Source organism: Amycolatopsis sp. NPDC089917 (genome assembly GCF_040684635.1).
Taxonomy (GTDB): Bacteria; Actinomycetota; Actinomycetes; order Mycobacteriales; family Pseudonocardiaceae; genus Amycolatopsis.
Genome location: NZ_JBFBGL010000062.1, coordinates 26,405 through 47,587, shown reverse-complemented (window position 1 = coordinate 47,587; position 21,183 = coordinate 26,405). Strand labels below are relative to the sequence as shown.

The 21,183-nt window shown below is 70.8% G+C and carries 25 protein-coding genes; 9 read left to right on the top strand and 16 right to left on the bottom strand.

All coding sequences use genetic code 11. From position 1 onward, the window contains the following. The 10 genes from AB0N89_RS33000 to AB0N89_RS32955 form a co-directional block, all read right to left on the bottom strand. Positions 1-1,246 (bottom strand): alpha/beta fold hydrolase (locus tag AB0N89_RS33000; RefSeq protein WP_364212848.1); only part of this gene is annotated, 1,246 nt, incomplete at its 3' end. A 72-nt stretch (positions 1,247-1,318) separates the two neighbouring features. Continuing rightward, positions 1,319-2,398: an ATP-dependent DNA ligase gene (locus AB0N89_RS32995; RefSeq protein WP_364212845.1), complete on the bottom strand. Its 1,080-nt coding sequence runs from the start codon at positions 2,396-2,398 to the stop codon at positions 1,319-1,321. 28 nt (positions 2,399-2,426) lie between these two features. Next, positions 2,427-3,011 carry an alkaline shock response membrane anchor protein AmaP gene (locus tag AB0N89_RS32990; protein ID WP_364212842.1) on the bottom strand — a complete coding sequence of 195 codons (585 nt, stop codon included), beginning with the start codon at positions 3,009-3,011 and terminating at the stop codon, positions 2,427-2,429. Continuing rightward, the gene (locus tag AB0N89_RS32985) at positions 3,008-3,544 is read right to left on the bottom strand and encodes a DUF6286 domain-containing protein (protein ID WP_364212839.1); all 537 of its coding nucleotides are present in this window, start codon (positions 3,542-3,544) and stop codon (positions 3,008-3,010) included. The genes AB0N89_RS32990 and AB0N89_RS32985 overlap by 4 nt, the downstream gene beginning before the upstream one ends. A gap of 10 nt (positions 3,545-3,554) precedes the next feature. Beyond that, positions 3,555-3,911 (bottom strand): Asp23/Gls24 family envelope stress response protein, encoded by a 357-nt coding sequence (locus AB0N89_RS32980; RefSeq protein ID WP_364212836.1) that lies wholly within the window; start codon positions 3,909-3,911, stop codon positions 3,555-3,557. Then, complete coding sequence (locus AB0N89_RS32975) at positions 3,908-4,084, bottom strand: hypothetical protein (RefSeq protein ID WP_005157087.1); 177 nt, start codon at positions 4,082-4,084, stop codon at positions 3,908-3,910. The genes AB0N89_RS32980 and AB0N89_RS32975 overlap by 4 nt, the downstream gene beginning before the upstream one ends. Continuing rightward, positions 4,084-4,533, bottom strand: a complete 450-nt coding sequence (locus tag AB0N89_RS32970; RefSeq protein WP_364212833.1) for an Asp23/Gls24 family envelope stress response protein — start codon at positions 4,531-4,533, stop codon at positions 4,084-4,086. Before AB0N89_RS32970 ends, AB0N89_RS32975 begins: the two co-directional genes overlap by 1 nt. A gap of 178 nt (positions 4,534-4,711) precedes the next feature. After that, positions 4,712-5,137: a hypothetical protein gene (locus AB0N89_RS32965; protein ID WP_364212830.1), complete on the bottom strand. Its 426-nt coding sequence runs from the start codon at positions 5,135-5,137 to the stop codon at positions 4,712-4,714. Continuing rightward, a complete protein-coding gene (locus tag AB0N89_RS32960) occupies positions 5,137-5,694 on the bottom strand; it encodes a sigma-70 family RNA polymerase sigma factor (RefSeq protein WP_364212827.1) in 558 nt (185 codons plus the stop codon). The genes AB0N89_RS32965 and AB0N89_RS32960 overlap by 1 nt, the downstream gene beginning before the upstream one ends. Next, a complete protein-coding gene (locus AB0N89_RS32955; protein WP_364212824.1) occupies positions 5,691-6,446 on the bottom strand; it encodes a pyrimidine reductase family protein in 756 nt (251 codons plus the stop codon). The genes AB0N89_RS32960 and AB0N89_RS32955 overlap by 4 nt, the downstream gene beginning before the upstream one ends. Positions 6,447-6,544: 98 nt before the next feature. Between AB0N89_RS32955 and zapE the strand changes: the two genes are divergently transcribed. Further along, positions 6,545-7,579 carry a cell division protein ZapE gene (gene zapE / locus AB0N89_RS32950; protein ID WP_364212821.1) on the top strand — a complete coding sequence of 345 codons (1,035 nt, stop codon included), beginning with the start codon at positions 6,545-6,547 and terminating at the stop codon, positions 7,577-7,579. Here the strand turns inward: zapE and AB0N89_RS32945 are convergent. Further along, positions 7,533-8,141: a phosphatase PAP2 family protein gene (locus AB0N89_RS32945; RefSeq protein WP_364212818.1), complete on the bottom strand. Its 609-nt coding sequence runs from the start codon at positions 8,139-8,141 to the stop codon at positions 7,533-7,535. The two genes, zapE and AB0N89_RS32945, sit on opposite strands and share 47 nt — an antisense overlap. A 64-nt stretch (positions 8,142-8,205) precedes the next feature. On the opposite strand from AB0N89_RS32945, the gene AB0N89_RS32940 reads away from it, so the two are divergent. Beyond that, complete coding sequence (locus AB0N89_RS32940; protein ID WP_364212815.1) at positions 8,206-9,081, top strand: FAD-dependent oxidoreductase; 876 nt, start codon at positions 8,206-8,208, stop codon at positions 9,079-9,081. Positions 9,082-9,089: 8 nt separating this feature from the next. On the opposite strand, the gene AB0N89_RS32935 is transcribed toward AB0N89_RS32940, so the two are convergent. Further along, positions 9,090-10,451 (bottom strand): DUF2252 domain-containing protein, encoded by a 1,362-nt coding sequence (locus AB0N89_RS32935; protein ID WP_364212812.1) that lies wholly within the window; start codon positions 10,449-10,451, stop codon positions 9,090-9,092. Positions 10,452-10,482: 31 nt separating this feature from the next. Continuing rightward, positions 10,483-11,685: an ornithine--oxo-acid transaminase gene (rocD, locus tag AB0N89_RS32930; protein WP_364212809.1), complete on the bottom strand. Its 1,203-nt coding sequence runs from the start codon at positions 11,683-11,685 to the stop codon at positions 10,483-10,485. Positions 11,686-11,841: 156 nt separating this feature from the next. Between rocD and AB0N89_RS32925 the strand changes: the two genes are divergently transcribed. Genes AB0N89_RS32925 through AB0N89_RS32915 form a run of 3 tightly spaced genes read left to right on the top strand, consistent with a single transcriptional unit; the run spans position 11,842 to position 15,781 of the window. Continuing rightward, entirely contained in the window at positions 11,842-12,696 is an 855-nt protein-coding gene (locus AB0N89_RS32925) for a PPK2 family polyphosphate kinase (RefSeq protein WP_364212806.1), read from the top strand. 20 nt (positions 12,697-12,716) lie between these two features. Next, complete coding sequence (locus tag AB0N89_RS32920; RefSeq protein ID WP_364212803.1) at positions 12,717-14,834, top strand: alpha/beta fold hydrolase; 2,118 nt, start codon at positions 12,717-12,719, stop codon at positions 14,832-14,834. Beyond that, complete coding sequence (locus AB0N89_RS32915; RefSeq protein WP_364212800.1) at positions 14,831-15,781, top strand: LLM class F420-dependent oxidoreductase; 951 nt, start codon at positions 14,831-14,833, stop codon at positions 15,779-15,781. Before AB0N89_RS32920 ends, AB0N89_RS32915 begins: the two co-directional genes overlap by 4 nt. A gap of 456 nt (positions 15,782-16,237) precedes the next feature. Here AB0N89_RS32915 and AB0N89_RS32910 read toward each other — a convergent pair whose 3' ends face one another. After that, positions 16,238-17,314 carry an FAD-dependent oxidoreductase gene (locus tag AB0N89_RS32910; RefSeq protein WP_364212797.1) on the bottom strand — a complete coding sequence of 359 codons (1,077 nt, stop codon included), beginning with the start codon at positions 17,312-17,314 and terminating at the stop codon, positions 16,238-16,240. An 86-nt stretch (positions 17,315-17,400) separates the two neighbouring features. Here AB0N89_RS32910 and AB0N89_RS32905 point away from each other — a divergent pair, with 86 nt between their 5' ends. Continuing rightward, positions 17,401-17,826 carry a MarR family transcriptional regulator gene (locus AB0N89_RS32905; protein ID WP_364212794.1) on the top strand — a complete coding sequence of 142 codons (426 nt, stop codon included), beginning with the start codon at positions 17,401-17,403 and terminating at the stop codon, positions 17,824-17,826. 1 nt (position 17,827) lies between these two features. On the opposite strand, the gene crcB (AB0N89_RS32900) is transcribed toward AB0N89_RS32905, so the two are convergent. Next, on the bottom strand, positions 17,828-18,202 hold the full coding sequence (gene crcB, locus AB0N89_RS32900) for a fluoride efflux transporter CrcB (RefSeq protein WP_364212791.1): 375 nt from the start codon (positions 18,200-18,202) through the stop codon (positions 17,828-17,830). Then, the gene (gene crcB / locus AB0N89_RS32895) at positions 18,199-18,609 is read right to left on the bottom strand and encodes a fluoride efflux transporter CrcB (RefSeq protein WP_364212788.1); all 411 of its coding nucleotides are present in this window, start codon (positions 18,607-18,609) and stop codon (positions 18,199-18,201) included. The genes crcB (AB0N89_RS32900) and crcB (AB0N89_RS32895) overlap by 4 nt, the downstream gene beginning before the upstream one ends. Before the next feature lie 171 nt (positions 18,610-18,780). On the opposite strand from crcB (AB0N89_RS32895), the gene AB0N89_RS32890 reads away from it, so the two are divergent. From AB0N89_RS32890 to AB0N89_RS32880, 3 genes are all read left to right on the top strand, one after another. Beyond that, positions 18,781-18,912, top strand: a complete 132-nt coding sequence (locus AB0N89_RS32890) for a hypothetical protein (protein ID WP_005157133.1) — start codon at positions 18,781-18,783, stop codon at positions 18,910-18,912. Next, a complete protein-coding gene (locus tag AB0N89_RS32885; protein WP_364212785.1) occupies positions 18,913-20,094 on the top strand; it encodes a cupin domain-containing protein in 1,182 nt (393 codons plus the stop codon). 85 nt (positions 20,095-20,179) lie between these two features. Then, a complete protein-coding gene (locus AB0N89_RS32880; protein ID WP_364212782.1) occupies positions 20,180-21,142 on the top strand; it encodes a sucrase ferredoxin in 963 nt (320 codons plus the stop codon). Positions 21,143-21,183: the final 41 nt, after the last annotated feature.

The following is a 21,183-nucleotide window of genomic DNA, read 5'->3' as shown; positions in this document are numbered from 1 at the left end:
TGAGTATTCGACTCGAGGAGTCCCCTGGACCGGTCACCCCGACCGGTTGGGGGTGAGGAAACGGAGAACCACCAGATGGGCGATTACGCCAAGGCCGCGCCCGGGAATCCTTCAGCACCGGCTCGGCGAACGCGGCCAGCGGCGTGACGTCACCGGTCTGCGCGGATTTGAGCGCCTCGGCGAGCTCCACCCAGCGCGAGCGCTGCGCGAGCCCGGAGTAGACGGCGTACAGCGCGATCCCCGGCGTGATCTCCGCGCCGTCGGTGGTCGTCGCGGGGGCCGAGCGGAGCCGGTCGGCGACGGCGGTCACGGCCGCGCGGGCGTCGCCGATCGGGCAACCTTTCGCGATGCACTCGGTGCCGAAAGCGTCGAGGGTCGCCTGCGCGCTCGCGGCGACGGATTCCTGCACGGCGGCGCCGTCGGGCGCGGGATCGGGCAGCCCGTCGAGCATCATGCGGCCGACCTGCGCCGGGAACCGCACGGCGTATTCGGCGAGGACCTTCGAACCGTCACCGCGTCCCAGCGCGTGCAGCTTGTCCAGCCCCAGCTGCTGCCGGAGCTCTTCGAGGTCGCCCGCGGCCCGCCAGCTGTCCATCGCGACCTGCGAGTCGTCCAGTTCGATGGCGCACTGCTGCCCCGCCTTGCGCGCCGCGTCGACGACGCCTTCGAGGTCACCGGCCGCCGGGTCGCCGCCGAGCAGGTCGGTGCGGATCTCCGCCGGGACGCACTGCACCGGCGCGGAAGTCCCGGTCCCGCGCCGGTCCACGCCGATCAGCGAGAACTTCTGCAGGAACTCGGGCGGCAGCGTCGCGGCCAGGCGCGCGGCGTACAGCGAGCCCGGTTCACCGTCGACGTCGTTGACCACGACGAGCGGGATCGGCCCGCCGCCGGTCTTGACCACCGACAGCCGCGAGAGCCCGCGGCCCGGCAGGTCCGGAGCGTCGAGTGTGGTCGGCACCCTGGCGCAGGAGAACTTCAGCGTGTCCGGCACGGACGGCTGGCCCAGCCGCTGCCTGGTCGCCTCGTCGCAGTCGTCCCATTTGATCGACGGCGACTGCGGCTCGGCGAGCGGCGGCAACGGCACCGGTTGCGCGGACGTCGACGAGCCGGGGTCCGGTTTGCCGTCGTTGTCGATCACCGCCGGCCGGACCGACGGTCCGGCCGTGCAGCCCGTGAGCACGGCCGCGACCACGGTCGTCATCAGGATCAGCCGTGGCCTGCGGCGGACGGTGCTGGCGGGGCGCACGGGCTGGTCCTCACTTTCCGGGCATGACAAAAGCTCGTAGGTGAGCTTCGCAGGTGACGTGTCAGGCCCCGGTTAGCGGGTGCGTTTCACCTCGCCGCGGAACACCGCGTCCAGGTCGTAGCGGGCGACCTCGTCGAGCTGCGCGTAGGTGCAGGAGTCCGGTTCGCGGTCGGGACGCCAGCGCTTGAACTGCGCGGTGTGGCGGAACCGCGACGGATACCCGCCTTCGGTGTGCTCGTAGCCGACCTCGACCACCTTCTCCAGCTTCAGCGGCACCCACGGGGCTTCCTTGGACTTCCACCGGGTGATCCCGCCGGGGATCCGCTGGTGTTCCCGCACGTTGTCGCCCAGCCAGGGGTGATCGGCCCCGTCGGTGATCAGCGGCGCCAGCTCCTCGGCCAGTTCACGCCGCCGGGTGACCGGGAACGACCCGACGACACCGGGGTGGTGCAGCACGCCGTTCTCGTCGTAGAGCCCGAGCAGGAACGAGCCGACCATCTCGCCCTCTTCGCCGTCGACGTGCCAGCGCAGCCCCGCGAGCACGCAGTCGGCGGTGCGCGAGTGCTTGTACTTCAGCAGCACGCGTTTGCCGGGGGTGTACGGCTCGTCGAGTGGTTTGCCGATGACGCCGTCGAGCCCCGCGCCCTCGAACAGCTCGAACCAGTGCCGGGCGATCGCCGGATCCGAGGTGGCCGGGGTCAGGTGGATGCCGTCCGAAGCCAGTTTCTCCAGCCGTTCCCGGCGCTTCGACGTCGGTTCGTCCAGATAGGACTCGTCGCCGAGCGCCAGCAGGTCGAACGCGACGAATTCCGCCGGAGTCTGGTCCGCGAGCAGCTTGATCCGGCTCTCGGCGGGGTGGATCCGGTCGGTCAGCGCGTCGAAGTCCAGCTTCCCGTCCCGGCCGACCACGAGTTCGCCGTCGAGCACGATCCGCTCGGGCAGGGTCGCCTTCAGCCGCTCGATGACCTCGGGGAAGTATCGGTTGAGCGGCTTCTCCGACCGCGACTGCAGGGTCAGTTCGTCACCGTCGCGGAACACCAGGCATCGGTACCCGTCCCATTTCGGCTCGAACAGCAGCCCGCCGGAATCGGGGATCGCCTTCGCCGGTTTGGCGAGCATCGGTTTGACCGGCGGAGTCAAGGGAAGCGACATGACGGCCATTCTTGCCGCAAGGACACGGTCAGCGCACCCGTTGCGGTGCTGCCGTGTCGAGTTCGATCCGGACCGCGGTGGGCAGCACGTCGACGCCGAGAGATTCCCGCGCCCTGGCCAGCACGGTGAGGTCGAGCTGTTCCCAGACCCGTTTCAGGTCGGTGCCCTCGACGAGCCAGAGCGTGATCCGCAGCGCAGGGTTCTCCTTGTCGCCGACCGCGCGGACCCGGGCGCGCCCGACGCCGTCGATCGTTTCGGCGTCGACGCGGACGGCCTCGGAGATGGCCGACGCCGTCACCACGAGGTCGTCGAGTTCGAGATCCGGACGGCCTTCCGGGCGCAGTGACCGGGAGAACCACCACAAGCCCAGCCACAGCAGGAGGACGCCGAGCACGAGCGCCCCGATCCGCGCGGCGAGCGCGTTCCGGAGGAGCCAGTCGAGCGCGATCGGGTCGACGAGCGAACGGTTCGCGCGGTACGTGCCGAGCCAGCCCGCGCCGACCACGAGTACCGCCGCGCCACCGAGCAGCGCGAGGAGTCCGATGAGGACGGTCAGCGTCCGTTCCGTGCCGGTGGACCGGCCGAGTGCCTTGGCGGAGACCGAACGGGTCATCGGCGGTCCTTCGGGGAGTCGACGACGACCGACACCTTCGGCCGCCGCACCAGGGGGACGTCGTCGAGCAGACCGGAGACCGTCTCCAGCAGCCGCGGCCGCAGCTCGCCTTCGGTTTCCAGCCTGCTCGTCGCACGGACACGGATCTTCTTGGCGGTGGCGGTGACCTTCGCGCCCGCGACGTTGTCCTGCGCGCGCACGGTCACCCCGACCAGCCTCGCCAGCGAGCGCGGCGACGTGGTCACGCTGACCTCGTTCGCCGGATCGGTCAGCCGGATGGCGCGCCGCCCGGCCGAGGCCGACGCCAGGATCAGCAGCAGCCCCACGACCGCGACGGCGATCGCGAGGTAACGGACCTCGGTGGTGGTCCAGGACAGTTCCGCGAGCCTGTCGCGCCAGTCGTCCCACGGGACGAACAGGGGCCCCCGCCCGGGCCGCCACCAGCCCCAGCCGACCTCCAAGGCCAGCAGGACCCCCGCGGCGGCCAGCGCCAGCCCGATCAGGGCCGACAGCAGGCGGACGAACAAACGCATGGTGCTCCTTCTAGCTGACGCGGGGCGCGATGTCGGGCAGGAGCGCGGAAACCGTCACCGAGATGTCCCGGACCTGGTACGAGGTGATCCGTTCGACCTCCTCGGTGACCCGGGCGCGGAGATCGCCGACGATCCGCCGCACCGGCGCCGGGTAGTGCAAAGCGACGTCGAGCAGGAGGTCGACGTCGTTGCCCTCACCGCCGACCTTCGCGCTCGCGCCGTGGGTCCCCAGCCCGAGCCCGGCGATCCGCCGCTCGGCGCGCGTGGTCCCGTCGACCTGGTCCGCGGCGTGCTGCGCGATCTTGCGGACCACGGACGGCGCGATGGTGAGGGTGCCGCGGTCCTCCGGTTCGGCCGGGAGGGTCATTTGTCGCGGCCCCGGCCGAACAGGTCGCCGAGGTCGAGTTCGCCGTCGAGCACGCGGCCGAGGACGAGGCCGATGACGCCAACGGCCAGCGTCACCAGGAACGCGGTGAAGCCCTGGGTCGCGGCGAGGCCGAGGATGAGGCCGGCGAGCAGGCCGGTCTGAGTCCCGTTCATCACTCGACCCGCGAGGTCTCGGTCTCGCCGCCGTTCTCGTCGGGCAGGTGGATGTCGTTGACCGCGATGTTGACCTCGATCACCTCGAGGCCGGTGATCTGCTCGACCTGGCCGATCACGTTGCGGCGCACCGCGCGGGCGACGTCGACGATGCGCGCGCCGTACTCGACGACGACGTCGAGATCGATCGCGGCCTGCTTCTCGCCGACCTCGACCGAGACACCGGACGTGGTGACCGTGCCGGAACCGGGGATGCGCTCGCGGATCGCGCCGAAGGCCCGCGAGACCCCGCCGCCCAGCGCGTGGACCCCGGTGACCTCGCGGGTGGCGAGGCCCGCCACCTTCTGCACCACCACCGACGAGATCGTGGTCTTGCCGGCGGCTCCTTCCTCGTTGAGGGACGACCCCACCACCGGGGTGTCGGGCTTGCTCACGCTCGGCTGCGCCATGGAGTTCGCTCCTTCTCGGCCTGCGCCGCGCGACCTGCGCGCGCGGCGGTCCCTACGCTCTCACCGACCAGGACACGCGCGCACGCCGAGTCGTCACGCGATGTCCCCCGGATGGGGTAATCAGTTCCGGGGTTCACCTTCCGGAGGTGACGGGCCACCGCCGCTTCTGTCGCTTGCTTCAGTCGGGGTGCACGTCGACGACGTGGACGTTGATCGTCGGCGGAGCCGACCCGAGCTGCCCGGTCAGCGCCGCGCTGACCCGGTGCCGCAACAGTTCCGCGACCGCCGCTTCGACGCCGAACCGGACCGTCACCAGCACCTGGAGCACGTCGTCCTCGAGCGCGACGGCCGAGACGTGGACCCCGCCGAGGTCGCGGCCGATCCCGGCGGCGAGCTTCCGGGTCATCAGCACCAGCGCCCGTTCCGACACCTGGGTCTTCCCGCCCGCAGACGGCAGATCGAGGGGAGGGGTGGTGTGCTTGCCACGGACGCCCCCGACCGACCGGAGCACCCGTTCGATGAGTCCTGGCGGCGTCGGCACCGGACGGCTCGCGGCGGCGCGTACCTGCTCCCACCGGGGGTCGTCGCGCGGATCCTCGCTCATCACCGTTCCCGGGGTCGGAAGTTGTCGCCGAGTTTCGCCAGCAGCGCCGCTCTCGCGCGATGCAGCCGAGTGCGCAGAGCGGGCACGCTCACTTCCATCACCTCGGCAACCTCGTCGTAGGTCAACCCTTCGAATTCTCGCAGAATCAGCGGGATCCGCTGGCCGACGTCGAGTTCCGAGATCGCGCGGAGCACCGTGTCGACCTGCTCGGCGCTCACCACGTGACGCTCCGGACCAGGGACGACGCCCGCGTCGCCCTCGTCGAGCGGCACGGTCGGTTTCCGGCGCCGGACCTGCCTGAGCGCGCCGTTCGTGGTGACCCGGTAGAGCCAGGTCGACACCGCGGACTCGTACCGGAACCCGGGCAGCGCCCGCCACGCGGAAAGCCAGGCTTCCTGGACGACGTCCTCGGCTTCCGACGTGCTGCCGGTGATCCGCAACGCCACTCGGTACATCCTGGCCGTGTGCCGCCGAACCAAGGTGTCGAAGGCACCGTGGTCCCCGGCGGCGGCCCGGGCCGCCAGTTCCTCGTCGGGAACCGGCGCGGGCTCTCTCACCCGCCCTCCCGGCGGCGGTAGCGCAGCATGGTGAAGCCGTCTTCGAACAGCACGGAGGCGAGGTCCATCCGCCGCGGCGCCGGGGACGGACGGCCGTCGGCGATCCGGCGTTCGCCCGCGCCGGCCAGCAGCGGGGCGACGGTCAGGCACAGCTGGTCGACCAGGTCGGCCGCGATCAGGTCGGCGAACAGCCCCGGCCCGCCCTCGCAGTCGACACGGCGCAGTCCGCGTTCGGCCAGCAGCGCGAGCGCGCGGTGGAGGTCGACGTCGTCGGTCCCGGCGACGAGCACCTCGGCCCCCGCGCGCTCCAGCGCGGCCCGGGGCGCCTTCCCGGTCGTGATGACGATCGGCGGAACCTTGGTGTCGGTGAACAACGGGCCCGCGGGGTCGAGATCACCGGAACGGGTCACCACCGCGATCGGCGGGACCTCCGACAGCCCGAGCGAGACCCGGCGGGCGGCGCGCGCGGGCGTGATCCGCGCACCGCGGTAACCCTCGGCGCGAGCGGTGCCGGCGCCGACCAGGATCACGTCGGAAAGCAGCCGTCCCATCAGGAAGATCCGCTTGTCCGCGGGATGCGAAAGCCCCTCGGACAGCTCGTCGACCGCCACCGCGCCGTCGGCGGAGCTGACGAAGTTGACCTGCACCCAGGGACGGTTCATGGCGGTCATGTCCTCGGGATACCCGTAAAGCCGTTCGAGGTCGGCATCGGAGACGGGATCCGCCGGTGTCGTTGGCCACAAAAGCTGCACACGACCATCCCAGCACGGGCCCGACGGCACCGCTGAGCGGGGGATACGCCCGGTCAGGGAGAGTGAACGGCGTCCCCCGGTGCCGTTACTCTCGGCGAATGCCCGCCCGCCTGATCGATCGCCGTCCGGAGCTCTCCGCCGACGAGCTGATCACCGCGCTCGTCCCGCCTCCCCGGTTCGACGCGGTCCGGTTCTCCACCTATGTGCCCAATCCGGACGAGCCGAGCCAGGCGGAGGCCGTCGTCGACTGCGGCGCGTTCGCGAAGCGCGTGGCGGAGGCCGCGAACCGGAAACCGAAGTCGAAGCTGCGCGCGCTGTTCGGCGGCGGGGACGAGGAGCCGTCCGGGCCGCGCGGGCTCTACCTCGACGGTGGCTTCGGTGTCGGCAAGACGCACCTGCTCGCCTCGACGTGGCACGAGACGCCGTCGCCCAAGGCGTACGGCACGTTCGTGGAGCTGACCCACCTCGTCGGCGCGCTGGGGTTCGCCGAGGCGGTGCGACGGCTTTCCGAACACCGGTTCCTGGCGATCGACGAGTTCGAACTCGACGATCCCGGCGACACCATGCTCGTCACCCGGCTGTTGCAGGAGCTGATCTCGGCCGGGGTGTTCGTGGCGGCGACCTCCAACACGCTGCCGGACAAACTCGGCGAGGGCCGGTTCGCCGCTGCGGACTTCCTGCGCGAGATCCAGTCGCTGTCCGCCAAGTTCGGCGTCTGCCGGGTCGACGGCCCTGACTACCGTCACCGCGGCCTGCCGGACGCGCCGCCGCCCGTGAGCCCGGAGGAGCTGGAAGCCTCCGCCGCCGCGCATCCCGAGTCCACTGTGGATGATTTCGACGCCTTGTGCGACCACCTCGCCGGGCTGCATCCCTCGCGCTACGGCAGGCTTCTCGACGGCGTGAGCCGCGTGCACCTGCGCGACATCCACCCGGTTCCCGACCAGAACGTCGGACTGCGGCTGGTCGCCTTCGCCGACCGGCTCTACGACCGCGCGATCCCGCTGGTGGTCTCCGGCGAGCCCGTGCCGTTGCTGTTCACCGACGAGATGGTGAACGGCGGCTACCGCAAGAAGTACCTGCGGGCCGTCAGCCGTCTGACGGCACTGGCTCGCGACGCCGTGCAGCCCGGCTGAGCAGGGCCCAGGTCGCGCAGACGGCCGCGATGGCGAACAGCGTGCCGCCCACGACGTCGGTCAGGTAGTGGTAGCCGAGGCCGATCATGCCGATCGTGACCCCGACGAGCACCACCGCGCCCACGACCGAGATGACGGCGGTCGCGACGCCGGGCCGGGCCAGCAGGACGAGCACGGTGAGCACCGCGACCAGCGCGACGGTGTGCCCGCTGGGGTAGGCGAGGTAGGTGGTCTTCCAGCGGTCGAAGAGCGGTTTGAGCACCCAGCTGTTCGCGAAGATCGCGATGAGCGGGCCCAGGACGGTCAGTGCCGCTTCGAGCCTGCGCCGTCCGGCCAGGCAGAGGGCGACGGCGATGGCCGCCACGGGAATGAGGACGTAGGCCTCGGTCGGCAGCACGAGCAGCCGGAGGAGACCGTTAGCGCTGCCGAAGGTGCGCTCCACCCACTTGGCGGCGAGCTCGTCGGGACCCGCGGGGCCTTCGCCCGAGACCAGCACCCCGAGCACGACCATGATCACCGCGCAGGTCACCGCGACCAGCCCGTACGGCGCCTTTCCGCTCATCCGGCGAGATTACGTGACCCGCGATCAGTCACCATGCAGGGACGGCGTGCGGAAGGGGCATTCGATGCGGATCACGGTGGTCGGCGGCGGTGTGATCGGGCTGAGCTGCGCGTACCGGCTGGCCGGAGCCGGTCACGACCTCACGGTGGTCACGGCCGACCCGCCCGGCGAGACGACGTCGGCGGTCGCCGGCGGCGTGCTGTTCCCTCCGCTCTCGGTGCGCTCCGGCCGCGTCGATCGCTGGACCGCGACGAGCGTGGAGGACTACCGCACCCTCGGCGCTCCCGGCGTCCGCCTGCGCCGGGGCACGTTCTTCATCCCCCGCGAGGCGCCTGTGCCGTCCTGGGCGTTCTCGATGGCCGACCTGGAGCACGAACCCGGACGGCTCGCCTTCACGACCGCGGTGATCGACACGCCGGTGTACCTCGCGTGGCTCGCCGAACGGGTCGCCGCGCTGGGCGTGCGCACCGAGTACCGCGCCGTTTCGCGGCTGGACGACCTCGACGCGGATCTCGTGGTGAACGCGGCCGGGCTCGGCGCCGGACGGCTGGCGGGCGACGGCACCGTCGTCCCGGTCGGCGGGCAGGTCGTCCACCTCGCCGATCCGGGACTGACCGAATGGATCGTCGACGGGGCCACGCCGGTGCTGCGGCACGTGATCCCGCACGGACGGCACGTCGTCTGCGGCGGCACGCAGGAGCCCGGCCGGGACTCCACCGAGCCGGATCCCGGGGTGACCGCGGACATCGTGCGGCGCTGCCGGGAACTCGTGCCCGCGCTGGCCGACGCGCCGGTGCTGGGCGCGAAGGTCGGCCTGCGGCCGTTCCGGCCGCAGGTGCGGCTGGAACGGGAGGGTGACGTCGTGCACTGCTACGGGCACGGGGGAGCGGGGATCACGCTGGCCTGGGGCTGCGCGGACGACGTCCTGGCCCTGGTGTGATGTGAGGGTCAGAGCGCGGCGAAGGTCTCGTGGTCCGCTTCGGTCTGATCCGCGTACCGCACCGCGTACGCCCCGATGGCCTCGTCGAGGTCTTCGTCGTCGTCGAAGTACCCCGCGAGCATCCGCGGATGCAGCGAGCGCGCGTGCGCCCGCGCGAGCAGCGCGCCCGCCAGGCGGCCGTAGTCGTCGAGGTGGTCCCTCTTCAGCTCCGCCGGATCGATGTCGCCCTTGAGGTTCCGGAACTGGCGCACGATGTACGGCACGCCGTCGATGGTCGTCCAGCCGAGCAGGATGTCGGTCTCGGCCTGGACGAGCCGCGCGCCTTCGACGATCCGGCGGCCCTCGTGCTCCGGCGCGGCCAGGCCGAGGAACGGCGCGAGCGCGGACGGGTTGGCCTGTTTCACTTGCAGGACAAGGTCTTCACCGCTGTTCCCGTGCAGCAGCGCGACATAGCTGCGCAGGCCGACGCTCCCGGTGCCGACCACCCGGAAGGCCACATCGGACACCCGGTACCGCGAGATCAGCGTCCGCCGCGATTCGCGCAGGGTGTCCACATAGGACACCAGTCCGGTGACGACCGCTTCCGCCGTGGCGTCGTCGACGTGGGTGAGCACCGGCGGATCCTCGACGAACCGGTGCCGTTCGAGACCGGTCTCGCGGTCGTCGATCCGCCGGGTCCACTTCGCGGTGACCTTGGCGCTGGTGTTCTTCCGCGCCTTCTCGGCCGCTTCCTCGAAGTCGTCGATCAGGTCGTGCGCGCGGACCTTGCTCAGCACCGACGCGTCCGGCAGCGCGTTCCACGACCGCAGGAACGGCAGTTCCGCGAGCCCGCGGATGGTGCGCCGATAGGACTTCACCGCGTCCTCGGCGGCTTCGCGGCAGCCCGACTCGCCGATGCCGCCTTCACGTCCGGCCAGCACGAGACTCGCCGCGAGCCGCTTGAGGTCCCATTCCCACGGGCCCGGCACGGATTCGTCGAAATCGTTGATGTCCATGACGATCCGGCCTTCGGGCGTGCCGTACAGCCCGAAGTTCGCGGCGTGCGCGTCTCCGCACAGCTGCGCCGTCAGCCCGGACACCGGCGAGCCCGCCAGGTCGGCGGCCATCAGCCCGGCGGCCCCGCGGTAGAAGGTGAACGGCGACGCGAGCATGCGCTCGCGCCGCAGTTCCACCAGGTCCGGCAGGCGGCCTTCGTTGGTCCGCGCGAAGAACTCCGCCACGCCGGGGCGGCCGTCGCCCGCCGCCGCGTGATCGTGCGCGGACGACGGCACCTCGTCCCGCAGCGCCTTGCCCCTCGCGAACCAGTCCTCCGGCGTCACCGTCTCGGTGCCGACCAGCGGCCGCTCCACCCACTCCCGCTCGTCTCCCATGGACAGCCAACGTACCGGCCGCCCGAAAGGTTCACCGGGTCTTGACGACCTCCGTGATCGCGTCGATACCCCGGTCGAGTTCCTCGCGGGTGATCACCAGCGGCGGCGCGATCCGCAGCGTGTGGTCGTGCGTCTCCTTGCACAGCACGCCGCGTTCGGCCAGCGCGGTGGACGCCTCCCGGCCGGTCGGCCCGCCGGGCGCGATGTCGATGCCCGCCCAGAGCCCGCGCCCGCGCACCTCGGCCAGCCCGTTCCCGACCAGTTCGCCGAGCCGGGAGTGCAGGTGGGCGCCCAGCTCCCGCGAGCGCTCCTGGAACTCGCCGGTCTTGAGCAGCCCGACCACGGCCCGCCCGATCGCGCAGGCGACCGGGTTCCCGCCGAAGGTGGAGCCGTGCTCGCCCGGCCGCAGCACGCCGAGCACGTCCTTGCCGCCGACCACGGCCGAGACCGGCATGATCCCGCCGCCGAGGGCCTTGCCCAGGGTGTAGACGTCGGCGCGAACGCCTTCGTGGTCGAGCGCGAGGACGGTGCCGGTGCGCGCGAGACCGGACTGGATCTCGTCGGCGATCAACAGGACGTTGTGCTCGTCGCACAGCCGCCGAGCCTCGGCGAAGTAGCCGGCGGGCGGCACGATCACGCCCGCCTCGCCCTGCACCGGTTCCAGCAGGATCGCGGCGGTGCGCTCGGTGATGGCGTCGCGCAGCGCTTCGGCGTCGCCGTACTTGACGGTGACGAAGCCCGGGGTGAACGGCCCGAAGTCGGCGCGCGCGGTCTCGTCGGTCGAGAAGGACACGATGGTGGTCGTACGGCCGTGGAAGTTCGAGCCGGCGACGACGATCTCGGCGGTCCCGTCGGGAACGCCCTTGACCCGGTACGCCCACTTGCGGGCGATCTTCACCGCGGACTCGACGGCCTCCGCGCCGGAGTTCATCGGCAGGGTCATCTCGGTACCGGTCAGCTCGGCGAGCTCCCGGCAGAACAGTCCGAGCTGGTCGTGGTGGAAGGCGCGCGAGGTCAGCGTCACCCGGCCGAACTGCTCGACCGCGGCGGCGATCAGCCCGGGATGGCGGTGCCCGAAGTTCAGCGCGGAATAACCGGAGAGGAAGTCGAGGTAGGTCTTGCCCTCGACGTCGGTGACCGAAGCGCCTTCGGCGGTGGCGATCACCACGGGCAGGGGGTGGTAGTTGTGCGTGCTCCACTGCTCGTCGAGCGCGATGAAGTCGGCGGTCGTCATGCGTTCAGGTTAGATGCCACGGTGGTGGACTTCATCCGGGAAACGTTGCTTTGACCCGTTGTTCGTTGCGTATCGACTCGTTCGTGCGACGAAATCATGCAGACGAGTACTTGATCACCGGAGGCGCGATACCCCGGCCGCGGTTATCGTCGCCGGATGGCGAAAAAGGACACCGTGTCCGTCCGGGACACGCTGAGGATCGGCAAGGGAACCGAGCGGCACGACCCGGGCACGTTCCCGATCGGACCGAAGAAGAAGCCCAAGGCGCTCGAAGAACTCGCCGAGGCCGGGGCCAAGCTCGCGAAGCTGCAGGAGGCCCTCTACGCGGAGGGCGTCGGCGGCGGAAACCGCAGCCTGCTGCTGGTCCTGCAGGGGATGGACACCTCCGGCAAGGGCGGCACGGTGGGCCACGTCCTCGGCCTGGTCAACCCGATGGGCGTGCGGTACGCGGGGTTCAAGAAGCCGACCGCGGCCGAGGCACGGCATCACTACCTGTGGCGGATCCGCAAGCAGCTTCCCGTGCCCGGGCAGGTCGGCGTCTTCGACCGCTCCCACTACGAGGACATCCTGGTCCCGCGCGTGCAGAAGCTGGTGCCCGCCGCGGAATGGCGCAAGCGCTACGCCGAGATCAACGCGTTCGAGAAGGAACTCGCCGACGCCGGCACGACGGTCGTGAAGGTCTTCCTCGACATCTCGCCGGAGGAGCAGCTCAAACGGCTCAAGGCGAGGCTGGAGACCCCGGCGAAGTGGTGGAAGTACAACCCCGCCGACCTCGACGCGCGCGCCCAGTGGAACGACTACCAGAAGGCCTACGCCGACATCTTCGCCAAGACCTCGACGGAGACGGCGCCCTGGTACACCGTCCCCGCTGACCACAAGTGGTACCGCAACTACCTGGTCGCGCGGCTGCTGATCGAGACGATCGAGGAGCTGGACCCGAAGTTCCCGCCTGCCGACTTCGACCCCGAGACGGAGCTGAAGAAGCTGGAAGGCGTTGGCGTTCCCGGTTGATCGTCTGAGAGAGTTCGGGCGTGACCAGCTTCGAAGATCTCCCGTTCCTCCGTCGTCAGGCCCGTACTCAGCGCTTCACGCTCGGCGCGCCGAAAGAGTTCAAGGTCGCCCCGGACGGCTCGCGCGTCCTGTTCCTGCGGTCCGAGTCCGGCACCGACCCGCGGCACAGCCTGTGGTCGTTCGACGTCGCGTCGGGCGAGGAGACGAAGCTGGTCGACGCCGCCCAGCTGCTGCCCGGTGAGGAGGACCTGCCGCCCGAGGAGCGCGCCCGCCGCGAGCGCAGCCGGGAGACCGGCGGCGGCGTGGTCGGCTACGCGGTCGACGACGCCTTCACCGTCGCCGCGTTCTCGCTCTCAGGCAAGCTCCACACCCTCGACCTGGCCACCGGTGACGTGTCCGTGCTGGTCGAGGGCTCGGTCGTCGACCCGCGGCCCAGCCCGGACGGCGCCCGCGTCGCCTACGTCCGCGACCGGCGCCTGCGGGTGATCGACCGGGCCACCGGCGCGGACCGCGTGCTCGTCGAGGAGGACGGCGAGGACAGTGAAGACATCGCCTGGGGACTCGCGGAGTTCATCGCGGCCGAGGAGATGGGCCGCACTCGCGGGTACTGGTGGGCCCCGGACGGGCAGAGCCTGCTGGTCGAGCGGTCCGACCGGGCGAACGTGCCGCGCTGGACGATCGCCGATCCCGCCAATCCGCAGTCGGCGGCCAACGTCGTCGCGTACCCGGCGGCGGGCACGACGAACGCGGACGTGACGCTGGCGATCCTCGGCCTCGACGGCTCGCGCGTCGACGTCGCGAAGACCGACTGGGAGTACCTGGCCGCGGTGCACTGGTCGGCGGCGGGCAAGCCGCTGCTGTCCGTGCAGTCGCGGGACCAGCGCACGCTGGAGATCCAGGCGGTCGACCCGGCGGACGGTTCCGTCGAGGTCCTGCACACCGAGACCGACGAGCACTGGGTCGAGCTCGCCGCGGGCGTTCCGGCGTGGACCGCCGACGGCCGCCTGGTGCGCGAGAGCGCCGCCGACGGCGACCACCGGCTGGTCGTCGACGGCGTCGCGGTCACCCCGTCCGGGCTGCAGGTGCGGTCGATCCTGCACGTCGGCGACGAGGTGCTGTTCAGCGCGTCCGAAGCCGACCCGACGCAGATCCACGTCTTCCGCACCGAAGGCGGCGAACTCCGCCGTCTGTCCACTGAGGACGGTGTGCACGTCGGCTCCGGGAACGCCTCGCTGGCCGTGCTTTCCTCGTGGAGCCTGGACCGCAGCGGCCCGGCGGTGAGCGTCGTCGCCGGCGACAAGACGGTGGCGAGCATCGGTTCCCACACCGTCGACCCCGACGTCGTCCCGAACCTGACCTGGCTGACGCTGGGGGAGCGGGGCCTGCGTGCCGCGCTGGTGCTGCCGACCGGGTACGAGGAGAGCGAAGGCAAGCTCCCGGTGCTGCTCGACCCGTACGGCGGCCCGCACGCCCAGCGTGTCCTGCAGACCCGCAACGCCTTCCTGACCCCGCAATGGCTGGCGGACCAGGGTTTCGCGGTGCTGGTCGCCGACGGCCGCGGGACGCCCGGCCGGGGTTCCGCCTGGGAGAAGGAGATCTCGGGCAAGCTCGCCGACGTCACCCTCGCCGACCAGGTCGACGCCCTGCACGCGGCGGCGGCGCTGCGTCCGGAACTGGACCTGGACCGGGTCGCGATCCGCGGCTGGTCCTACGGCGGTTATCTGTCCGCGCTGGCCGTGCTGCGCCGTCCGGACGTCTTCCACGCCGGTGTCGCGGGCGCCCCGGTGACCGATTGGTCCTTGTACGACACGCACTACACCGAGCGCTACCTCGGGCTTCCGCAGAAGGACACGGCTTCCTACGAGCACAACTCGCTGATCGCCGACGCCGGCGACCTTTCGCGGGCGCTGCTGATCGTCCACGGACTGGCCGACGACAACGTTTTCGTCGCCCACTCGTTGCGCCTTTCGTCGGCCCTGCTGGCCAAGGGCCGTCCGCACGTGTTCCTGCCGCTGGCCGGCGCGACGCATATGACACCGCAAGCCGAAGAGGTCGCGGAGAACCTGATGCGCACGCAGGTGGACTGGATCGTGCGCGAGCTGTCCGGTGACGCGGTCGAGAGCGAGGAGAACGCATGAAACGGTGGGGCATCACCATTCCGCTGACCGGGGTGCCGCTCGCGGCGCACCGGGAGATGGTGCAGGAGCTGCCGGATCTCGGCTACACCGACGCGTGGTCGGCCGAGACCGCGGGCAACGACGCCTTCACCCCGCTGGTGCTCGCCTCGCAGTGGGCGCCGCAGCTGCGGCTGGGCACCGCGATCGTGCCGGTGTACACGCGCGGACCCGGTCTGCTGGCGATGAGCGCGGCCACGGTCGCGGAACTGGCGCCCGGCCGGTTCGTGCTCGGCATCGGCGCGTCGTCGCCGGTGATCGTGAGGAACTGGAACGCCGCCGAGTTCGAGGCCCCGTTCGCGCGGTCCCGGGACACCCTGCGGTTCCTGCGGTCGGCGCTGGCGGGGGAGAAGGTCTCCGAGGAGTACGAGTCCTTCTCGGTCAGCAAGTTCCGGCTGGAACGGCCGGCCGACCCGCCGCCGTCGATCATGCTCGCCGCGCTGCGGCCGGGGATGCTGCGGCTGGCCGCGAAGGAGGCCGACGGCGCCATCACCAACTGGCTCGCCGCGTCGGACGTGCCGAAGGTGCGCGCCGAAGTCGGACCGGACGTCGAGCTGGCCGCGCGGATCTTCGTCTGCCCCACCGAGGACAAGGCCGCCGCGCGCGGGCTCGGCCGGATGCTCATTTCGAGCTACCTGACCGTGCCGGTGTACGCGGCGTTCCACGACTGGCTGGGCCGCGGCGAGGCGCTCGCGCCGATGCACGAAGCGTGGGCCGCGGGTGACCGGCAGAAGGCGAACCAGGTCATCCCGGACGAGGTCGTCGACGACTTGATCGTCCACGGCAGCCTCGATTCCTGCCGCGAGCAGGTTCAGTCCTATGTGGACAACGGGCTGACGACGCCGATCATCGCTTTGCTGCCTACGGGTGAGGACCCGTTCGCGCACGTGCGGGGTCTCGCTCCGCGCTGAAGCCTCCTTCACTGACCGGCTCACCCCGGCGATCATGCCGCGAAAGCCACTTTCGGGACATTAGACGTCGCGAAAGTGGCTTTCGCGACACGCGGCCCTCGCCGGGGGCGCTGTCTCTCGGTGGTCGTGAGTGTTTCGGGTCGTTAGAACGAATCGTGTCTTGAGTACCTACGGTCCGGCGGTTTCGCGTGACCGTACGGACGACACACGTGATTGGGTGGACGGCTCGCGTGATCAGACGGACGACACACGGAGACAGCCGAGTCCCCGTCGCGTGTCGTCCATGTGGTCACGTGTGTCGTCCGTCTGATCACAGGTGTCGTCCATCTGGTCACGCGAAAGTGGGCGGAGGTGTCGTGCTCGATCGCGCGCGTGCCTGCCTGCCGGGTTCGGGTGTCGCGAAAGCCACTTTCGGGACACCCGACGTCCCGGAAGTGGCTTTCGCGACGTTGAGCCCTACGCCGTCCCGAAGAGCTCTTCGTACCGGGACACCATCATGTGCGACCCCTTGATCTCCGACGTCGTCGCCGCGTCCAGGATCCCGACCTCCTCCGCGTAGGTCGCGCCCCCGGAGGGCCCGAGCGGCAACGAGATCATCGGCCCGCCCGGCGTGTGGGTCCGCAGCTCGCCGCCCTCGATCAGCGCCCGGATGTTGGCCACGACGACCTCCGCGTGGTCGCCGGCCACCTTCGCCAGTTTCCCTTCCGGCAGCGCGGTGATGTCGCCGAGCGCGAACACCCTCGGCTGTCCCGGAAGCCGCAGGTCGGCGTTCACCTCCACTTGGCCGTCCGGCCGCCGGGAGGAGGCGAGGGAGCCGTCGAGGTACGCGGTGTGCGGCGCGCCGCCGTAGCACTGGAACCACAGGTCGGCGGTCACTTCGCCGCCACCGGTGAGGCCCGAGGTGAACGTCTTCGCCTGCCCGGGTTCCGAGACCGGTGCCTCGGCCAGTGCGGTGCCGAGCAGGAGTTCGACGCCCAGCCCGTCGAGCTGACGCCGGATCTCCGCGCGGAACTCCTCCGGGAAGCCGGGCAAGATCTCCTTCGCCGGGTCGACGATCGTCACGGCCTTCTCCGGCCACACCGCCTTGATCTCGCCCGCCAGTTCGAGGCCCACCGGGCCCGCGCCGAGCAGCAGCACCTTGCCCACGCCCGCGAGTTCTTCCCGGGTGGCACGGATTTTCGCCTTCGCCGAAGCGCTGTCGTGGAAATCGATCTTCGCCGGGAACGGGTACGCCGACCCGGTCGCCAGGACGACGTAATCCGGCGTGAGCCGCTCGCCCGACGCGAGCGTGACACCGCCCTGGTCGACGCTCACCGCGCGGTCGCGGAGCACCCGTCCGCGTTCGAGAAGCCCGGCGTACGGGTAGAAGAGCCGGTCCGTCCACTCCGGATCGACCAGTCCGCGCAACGCGGCGACGTGGTGGACGAAGTCCTCGCGCGGCTCGACGAGGACGACGTCGGCAAGCGAGTCCAGTTCCTTCGCGACGGCTGTCCCGCCGTATCCCCCGCCGATGACGGCCACGGTCGTGCTCATGGGATCCCCTAGTTCGTAGTGCGTAATGTTCGTACTGCGAACTACAGTAGTTCGTACTCCGAACCATCGTCAAGTAGACTGCGGATATGACCACGGCCGAAGACCTCGGATTCGCGACGGCGCTGGTGCGGCTTTCGCATCTGGTGCAGCGGGCATTCATCGACGTCGGCCGGTCTCACGACCTCACTCCGCAGCAGGCGCAGCTGCTCTGCGTGCTGGCTCAGGGGGAGGCCGGCGTCGGGATGACCGAGCTCGGCAAGATGCTGAACCTGGAGAAATCCAGTGTCACCGGCCTGGTGGACCGGGTGCAGCGGCGCGCGCTCGTCGAGCGGGTCGCGGATGCCGGCGATCGCCGCGCGCTCAAGATCACGCTGACCGAAGAGGGCCTCCGGCTCGCGAACGCCGCGCACGAAGGCGTCGTCGACAAGCTGGAGGAGATGGCGGCCGGTCTCCCGGCCGAACAGCGCGAGGCGGTCGCGGCGGCCGCGTGGCGCATGGCGCCCGAAGACTGACTCAGTGCCAGACGGCGGCGGCGAGCAGGAGCCCGGCCGCCGCGGCGCCGATCCCGGCGACCATCGTGACGCCGACGTTCAGCACGGCGCGCACTCGCGTCTTCTCGGCGAACAGGCGCAGCGTCTCGTAGCTGAAGGTCGAGAACGTCGTGAGGCCGCCGCAGAACCCGACGGCCAGCAGCGCGCGGACGCCGTCCGGCTCGCCGCCGTACAGCGCCCAGCCGGTGAGGACCCCGAGGATCGCCGAGCCCACGATGTTGACCGTCAGGGTGCCCCACGGGAAGGCGGGGCCGCGCCACGCCCGCACCCGCAGATCGGTCAGGAACCGCAGGATCGCGCCGAGGCCGCCGCCCAGCGCGACGAAAAGGACGGTCATTTCGTCACCGCCCGGGTGATCCCGTGCCCGGCGTAGACCGCTACCAACGCGGCGACCACCGTGCCGAACGCGTACGCCAACCCGGTGAACGGGCGCCCGTTCGTCACGAGATCGAGTGTGTCCGTCGCGTAGGTCGAAAACGTGGTGTAGCCGCCCAGGATCCCGACCCCGAGGAACGGCCGCAGCAGCCGGTGTGGGTCGGTCGTGGCACTCAGCAGCGCCATCAGGACACCGATCAGCAGGCAGCCGGAAACGTTGGTGGCGAAGGTGGAAAGCGCGAATCGCCCCGGGGAATGGGGGAGCGCGACGGACAGGCCGTAGCGGGCCAGGCTGCCCAGCGCGCCCCCCACGCCGACGGCCGCGAGCACGTCCCAGCGAGGACGGACGAAGGATGCCGCATCAGCCATGGATGGCAGCTTAGAACCGCTGTCCGGGTGAACTCGCGCCACGGTGTCGAAGATCGCTCACCAGGCCGTTTTTCCCTGCTGGACAGTGAATTTTTTCGAAACGTGTCGTAGGCTGGGCGGCGCTCCAGGCCGATTTTCGGTCCGTCCGCTCGTCTGAGAAAAGGTGGCAGGATGGCACAGGAACAGTCAGGTACGCAGGCTCCCGACAGCGGTTTGCTGCTGGAGGTCGAGAAGATCCCGACCGCGGTCGACCGCGGGAAGGCCAACGGCGCGGCCGCCGACAACGACGGCAACGACGGCTGAGTGCCCGAAACGCCGACACTGGCTGACCTCGTGGCTCCGCTCGGGGTCAGCCAGTTCTTCCAAGACGTCCAGGGCGAGACCTACCGCCGTTTCGAAGGGCCCGCGGGCCGGTTCGCAGGCCTGCTGCCGTGGCCGGCGCTGAACGCGATCCTCCGGCAGCACCGCCTGGAGTTCCCGCGGTTGCGCCTGGCGCTCGACGGCACCCCGGTGCCCATGGAGAGCTACACCGATCTCGTCCCCACCCGCCGCAGTGGCACCGTCCCCCGCCTGCGGGCCGCTCCGTTCACCGAGCACCTCCGCGGTGGCGCGACGATGGTGCTCGACGCCATCCAGGAACTCAGCGATCCGATCGGCGACCTCGCCAGGGGACTCGAACACGACCTCCGCGAGAGCGTCCAGGTCAACCTGTACGCGGGCTGGGGCGTGACCCACGGCTTCGACGTGCACTGGGACGACCACGACGCGTTCATCATCCAGGTCGCCGGCCGCAAACGCTGGCGGATGCACGGCCCGACCAGGCCCGCACCGCTGCATCGCGACGTCGAGCAGCCCGAGCGGCCCGGTGAGCCGATCGACGACTTCATCCTCGAAGACGGCGATGTCCTCTACGTCCCGCGCGGACATTGGCACGACGTCACCGCGGTGGGGGAGATGTCGCTGCACCTCACGCTCGGGTTCAGTCCGGCCACCGGGATCGACCTGGTGTCCTGGCTCGCCGACAAGCTGCGGTCGAGCACCGCCTTCCGCCAGGATCTGCCGAGGTTCGGGACGGAGGAGGAGCGCACGGCGCGTGCCGCCGCCCTGCGCGCGGAACTCGAAACCGCGCTGACCGGCGACGTCGTCGACAGGTTCCTCGCCGAACGCGACTCGTCGGCCCCGGCGCATCCGCGGGTCGGGCTGCCGTGGGCGGCGACCCCGGGCCTGTTGCCGGACGGTGACGAGACCGAGGTCCGGTTCCTCGTCCCGCGGGCGGTGCTCGAAGAGAGTGACGGCAGGGTGACCCTGCTCGCGGACGGTAAACGGTTCGTTTTCGCGGCCGCCGCGTCGCCGCTGCTGAAGGCGCTGCTCGACGGCACGCCGCAGGCGGTCAAGCGACTCGCCGAGCTGTCCGAACTCGATCGGGGGACGGTCCGGGCCTTCCTCGGGGAGCTCACCACGCAGGGACTTCTCTCGATCGGCTGAATCTCACAACGGACGGAAAGTGTGAAGGGAGTGCGGACGGGGTAAGCTAAGGCATGCCTAAGGTCAAGTCCGGAGGGGTCAGCCGATGACCGCTCAGCTTTCGGACACCTCCGCGTCGGACGGTCCGGCGCCGCCCGCCGCCTTGCCGGGCTGCGCGACCGTCGCGCGCATGCTGGGCGCGAGCCCCGCCGGCACCGCGGCCGACATGCGCCGCTGGCTGCTCATCGAGCAGCCGGGCCCCTGGCCCGCGGACGCGCTGGAAAACGTCCTCGACGAGGCTTTCCCCGCCGAGCGCCGCGAGCTGCTCGAGAACTTGAGACGGTCCCATGGGCTCCGTCCGCTGCTGATCCGCCGTCCCGGCAAGCACCGGCGCGACCCGGATCGTCCCCGTACCGTGTTCGTCGGCGGGGGCGAGCCGGGCAACCGCTGGCTGGAACGCCTGGAGATCCACGACCTGAGCGAACTGGCCGGGCTGGACCTCGACCTGATCGCGGACGGCGTCGGCGGGCTCGGCGAACGGGTCGACGGCCCGCTCTTCCTGGTCTGTACGCACGGCACCAAGGACATGTGCTGCGCGGTGCTCGGCCGCCCGCTGGCCTCGGCGCTCAACACCAATCATCCGGGGCGTTCCTGGGAGGTCAGCCACGTCGGCGGCGACCGCTGGGCGGGCAACCTCCTCGTGGTCCCCGACGGTTTCCTTCACGGCCAGCTCAACCCGGCCGAGGCGGCGCTGGTCGCCAAGGCCGCCCTGCGCGGGCAGGTCGAACCGGAGCAGCTCCGCGGTCGCACGTCCGCCCGTACGGCGTGGGCGCAGTTCGCGGAGATCGCGATCCGCCGCCGGCTCGATCTGTCCGGTTTGGACGACGTGCTCGCCGTCCAGGAGGAGCCGCTGCTCGAATCCGACGCGCGAGTGGTCACCGTGCGCGGCGGCGAGGACTTCTACTCGGTGACCGTGCGGCGCCGGTCGGCGACACCGCGCGGGGAAAGCCGGTGCGCGGGGCTGATCCAGCCCGCCGGCTACGTCACGGACGAGATCAAGAAGCTGTAGATACCGCGAAGATCACCCACGTTCGAACACCTGTTTGACAC

Excerpts from the sequence above, each read along its gene's own strand:
- crcB (WP_364212791.1), bottom strand. The coding sequence starts at position 18,202 with ATGACCGTCCTTTTCGTCGCGCTGGGCGGCGGCCTCGGCGCGATCCTG.
- AB0N89_RS32965 (WP_364212830.1), bottom strand. The coding sequence starts at position 5,137 with ATGAGCGAGGATCCGCGCGACGACCCCCGGTGGGAGCAGGTACGCGCC.
- AB0N89_RS32910 (WP_364212797.1), bottom strand. The coding sequence starts at position 17,314 with ATGAGCACGACCGTGGCCGTCATCGGCGGGGGATACGGCGGGACAGCC.
- AB0N89_RS32970 (WP_364212833.1), bottom strand. The coding sequence starts at position 4,533 with ATGGCGCAGCCGAGCGTGAGCAAGCCCGACACCCCGGTGGTGGGGTCG.
- AB0N89_RS32915 (WP_364212800.1), top strand. The coding sequence starts at position 14,831 with ATGAAACGGTGGGGCATCACCATTCCGCTGACCGGGGTGCCGCTCGCG.
- AB0N89_RS32905 (WP_364212794.1), top strand. The coding sequence starts at position 17,401 with ATGACCACGGCCGAAGACCTCGGATTCGCGACGGCGCTGGTGCGGCTT.
- AB0N89_RS32975 (WP_005157087.1), bottom strand. The coding sequence starts at position 4,084 with ATGAACGGGACTCAGACCGGCCTGCTCGCCGGCCTCATCCTCGGCCTC.
- AB0N89_RS32980 (WP_364212836.1), bottom strand. The coding sequence starts at position 3,911 with ATGACCCTCCCGGCCGAACCGGAGGACCGCGGCACCCTCACCATCGCG.
- AB0N89_RS32890 (WP_005157133.1), top strand. The coding sequence starts at position 18,781 with ATGGCACAGGAACAGTCAGGTACGCAGGCTCCCGACAGCGGTTTGCTG.
- AB0N89_RS32985 (WP_364212839.1), bottom strand. The coding sequence starts at position 3,544 with ATGCGTTTGTTCGTCCGCCTGCTGTCGGCCCTGATCGGGCTGGCGCTG.
- rocD (WP_364212809.1), bottom strand. The coding sequence starts at position 11,685 with ATGACGACCGCCGACTTCATCGCGCTCGACGAGCAGTGGAGCACGCAC.
- AB0N89_RS32880 (WP_364212782.1), top strand. The coding sequence starts at position 20,180 with ATGACCGCTCAGCTTTCGGACACCTCCGCGTCGGACGGTCCGGCGCCG.
- zapE (WP_364212821.1), top strand. The coding sequence starts at position 6,545 with ATGCCCGCCCGCCTGATCGATCGCCGTCCGGAGCTCTCCGCCGACGAG.
- AB0N89_RS32990 (WP_364212842.1), bottom strand. The coding sequence starts at position 3,011 with ATGACCCGTTCGGTCTCCGCCAAGGCACTCGGCCGGTCCACCGGCACG.
- AB0N89_RS32940 (WP_364212815.1), top strand. The coding sequence starts at position 8,206 with ATGCGGATCACGGTGGTCGGCGGCGGTGTGATCGGGCTGAGCTGCGCG.
- AB0N89_RS32995 (WP_364212845.1), bottom strand. The coding sequence starts at position 2,398 with ATGTCGCTTCCCTTGACTCCGCCGGTCAAACCGATGCTCGCCAAACCG.
- AB0N89_RS32945 (WP_364212818.1), bottom strand. The coding sequence starts at position 8,141 with ATGAGCGGAAAGGCGCCGTACGGGCTGGTCGCGGTGACCTGCGCGGTG.
- crcB (WP_364212788.1), bottom strand. The coding sequence starts at position 18,609 with ATGGCTGATGCGGCATCCTTCGTCCGTCCTCGCTGGGACGTGCTCGCG.
- AB0N89_RS32935 (WP_364212812.1), bottom strand. The coding sequence starts at position 10,451 with ATGGGAGACGAGCGGGAGTGGGTGGAGCGGCCGCTGGTCGGCACCGAG.
- AB0N89_RS32925 (WP_364212806.1), top strand. The coding sequence starts at position 11,842 with ATGGCGAAAAAGGACACCGTGTCCGTCCGGGACACGCTGAGGATCGGC.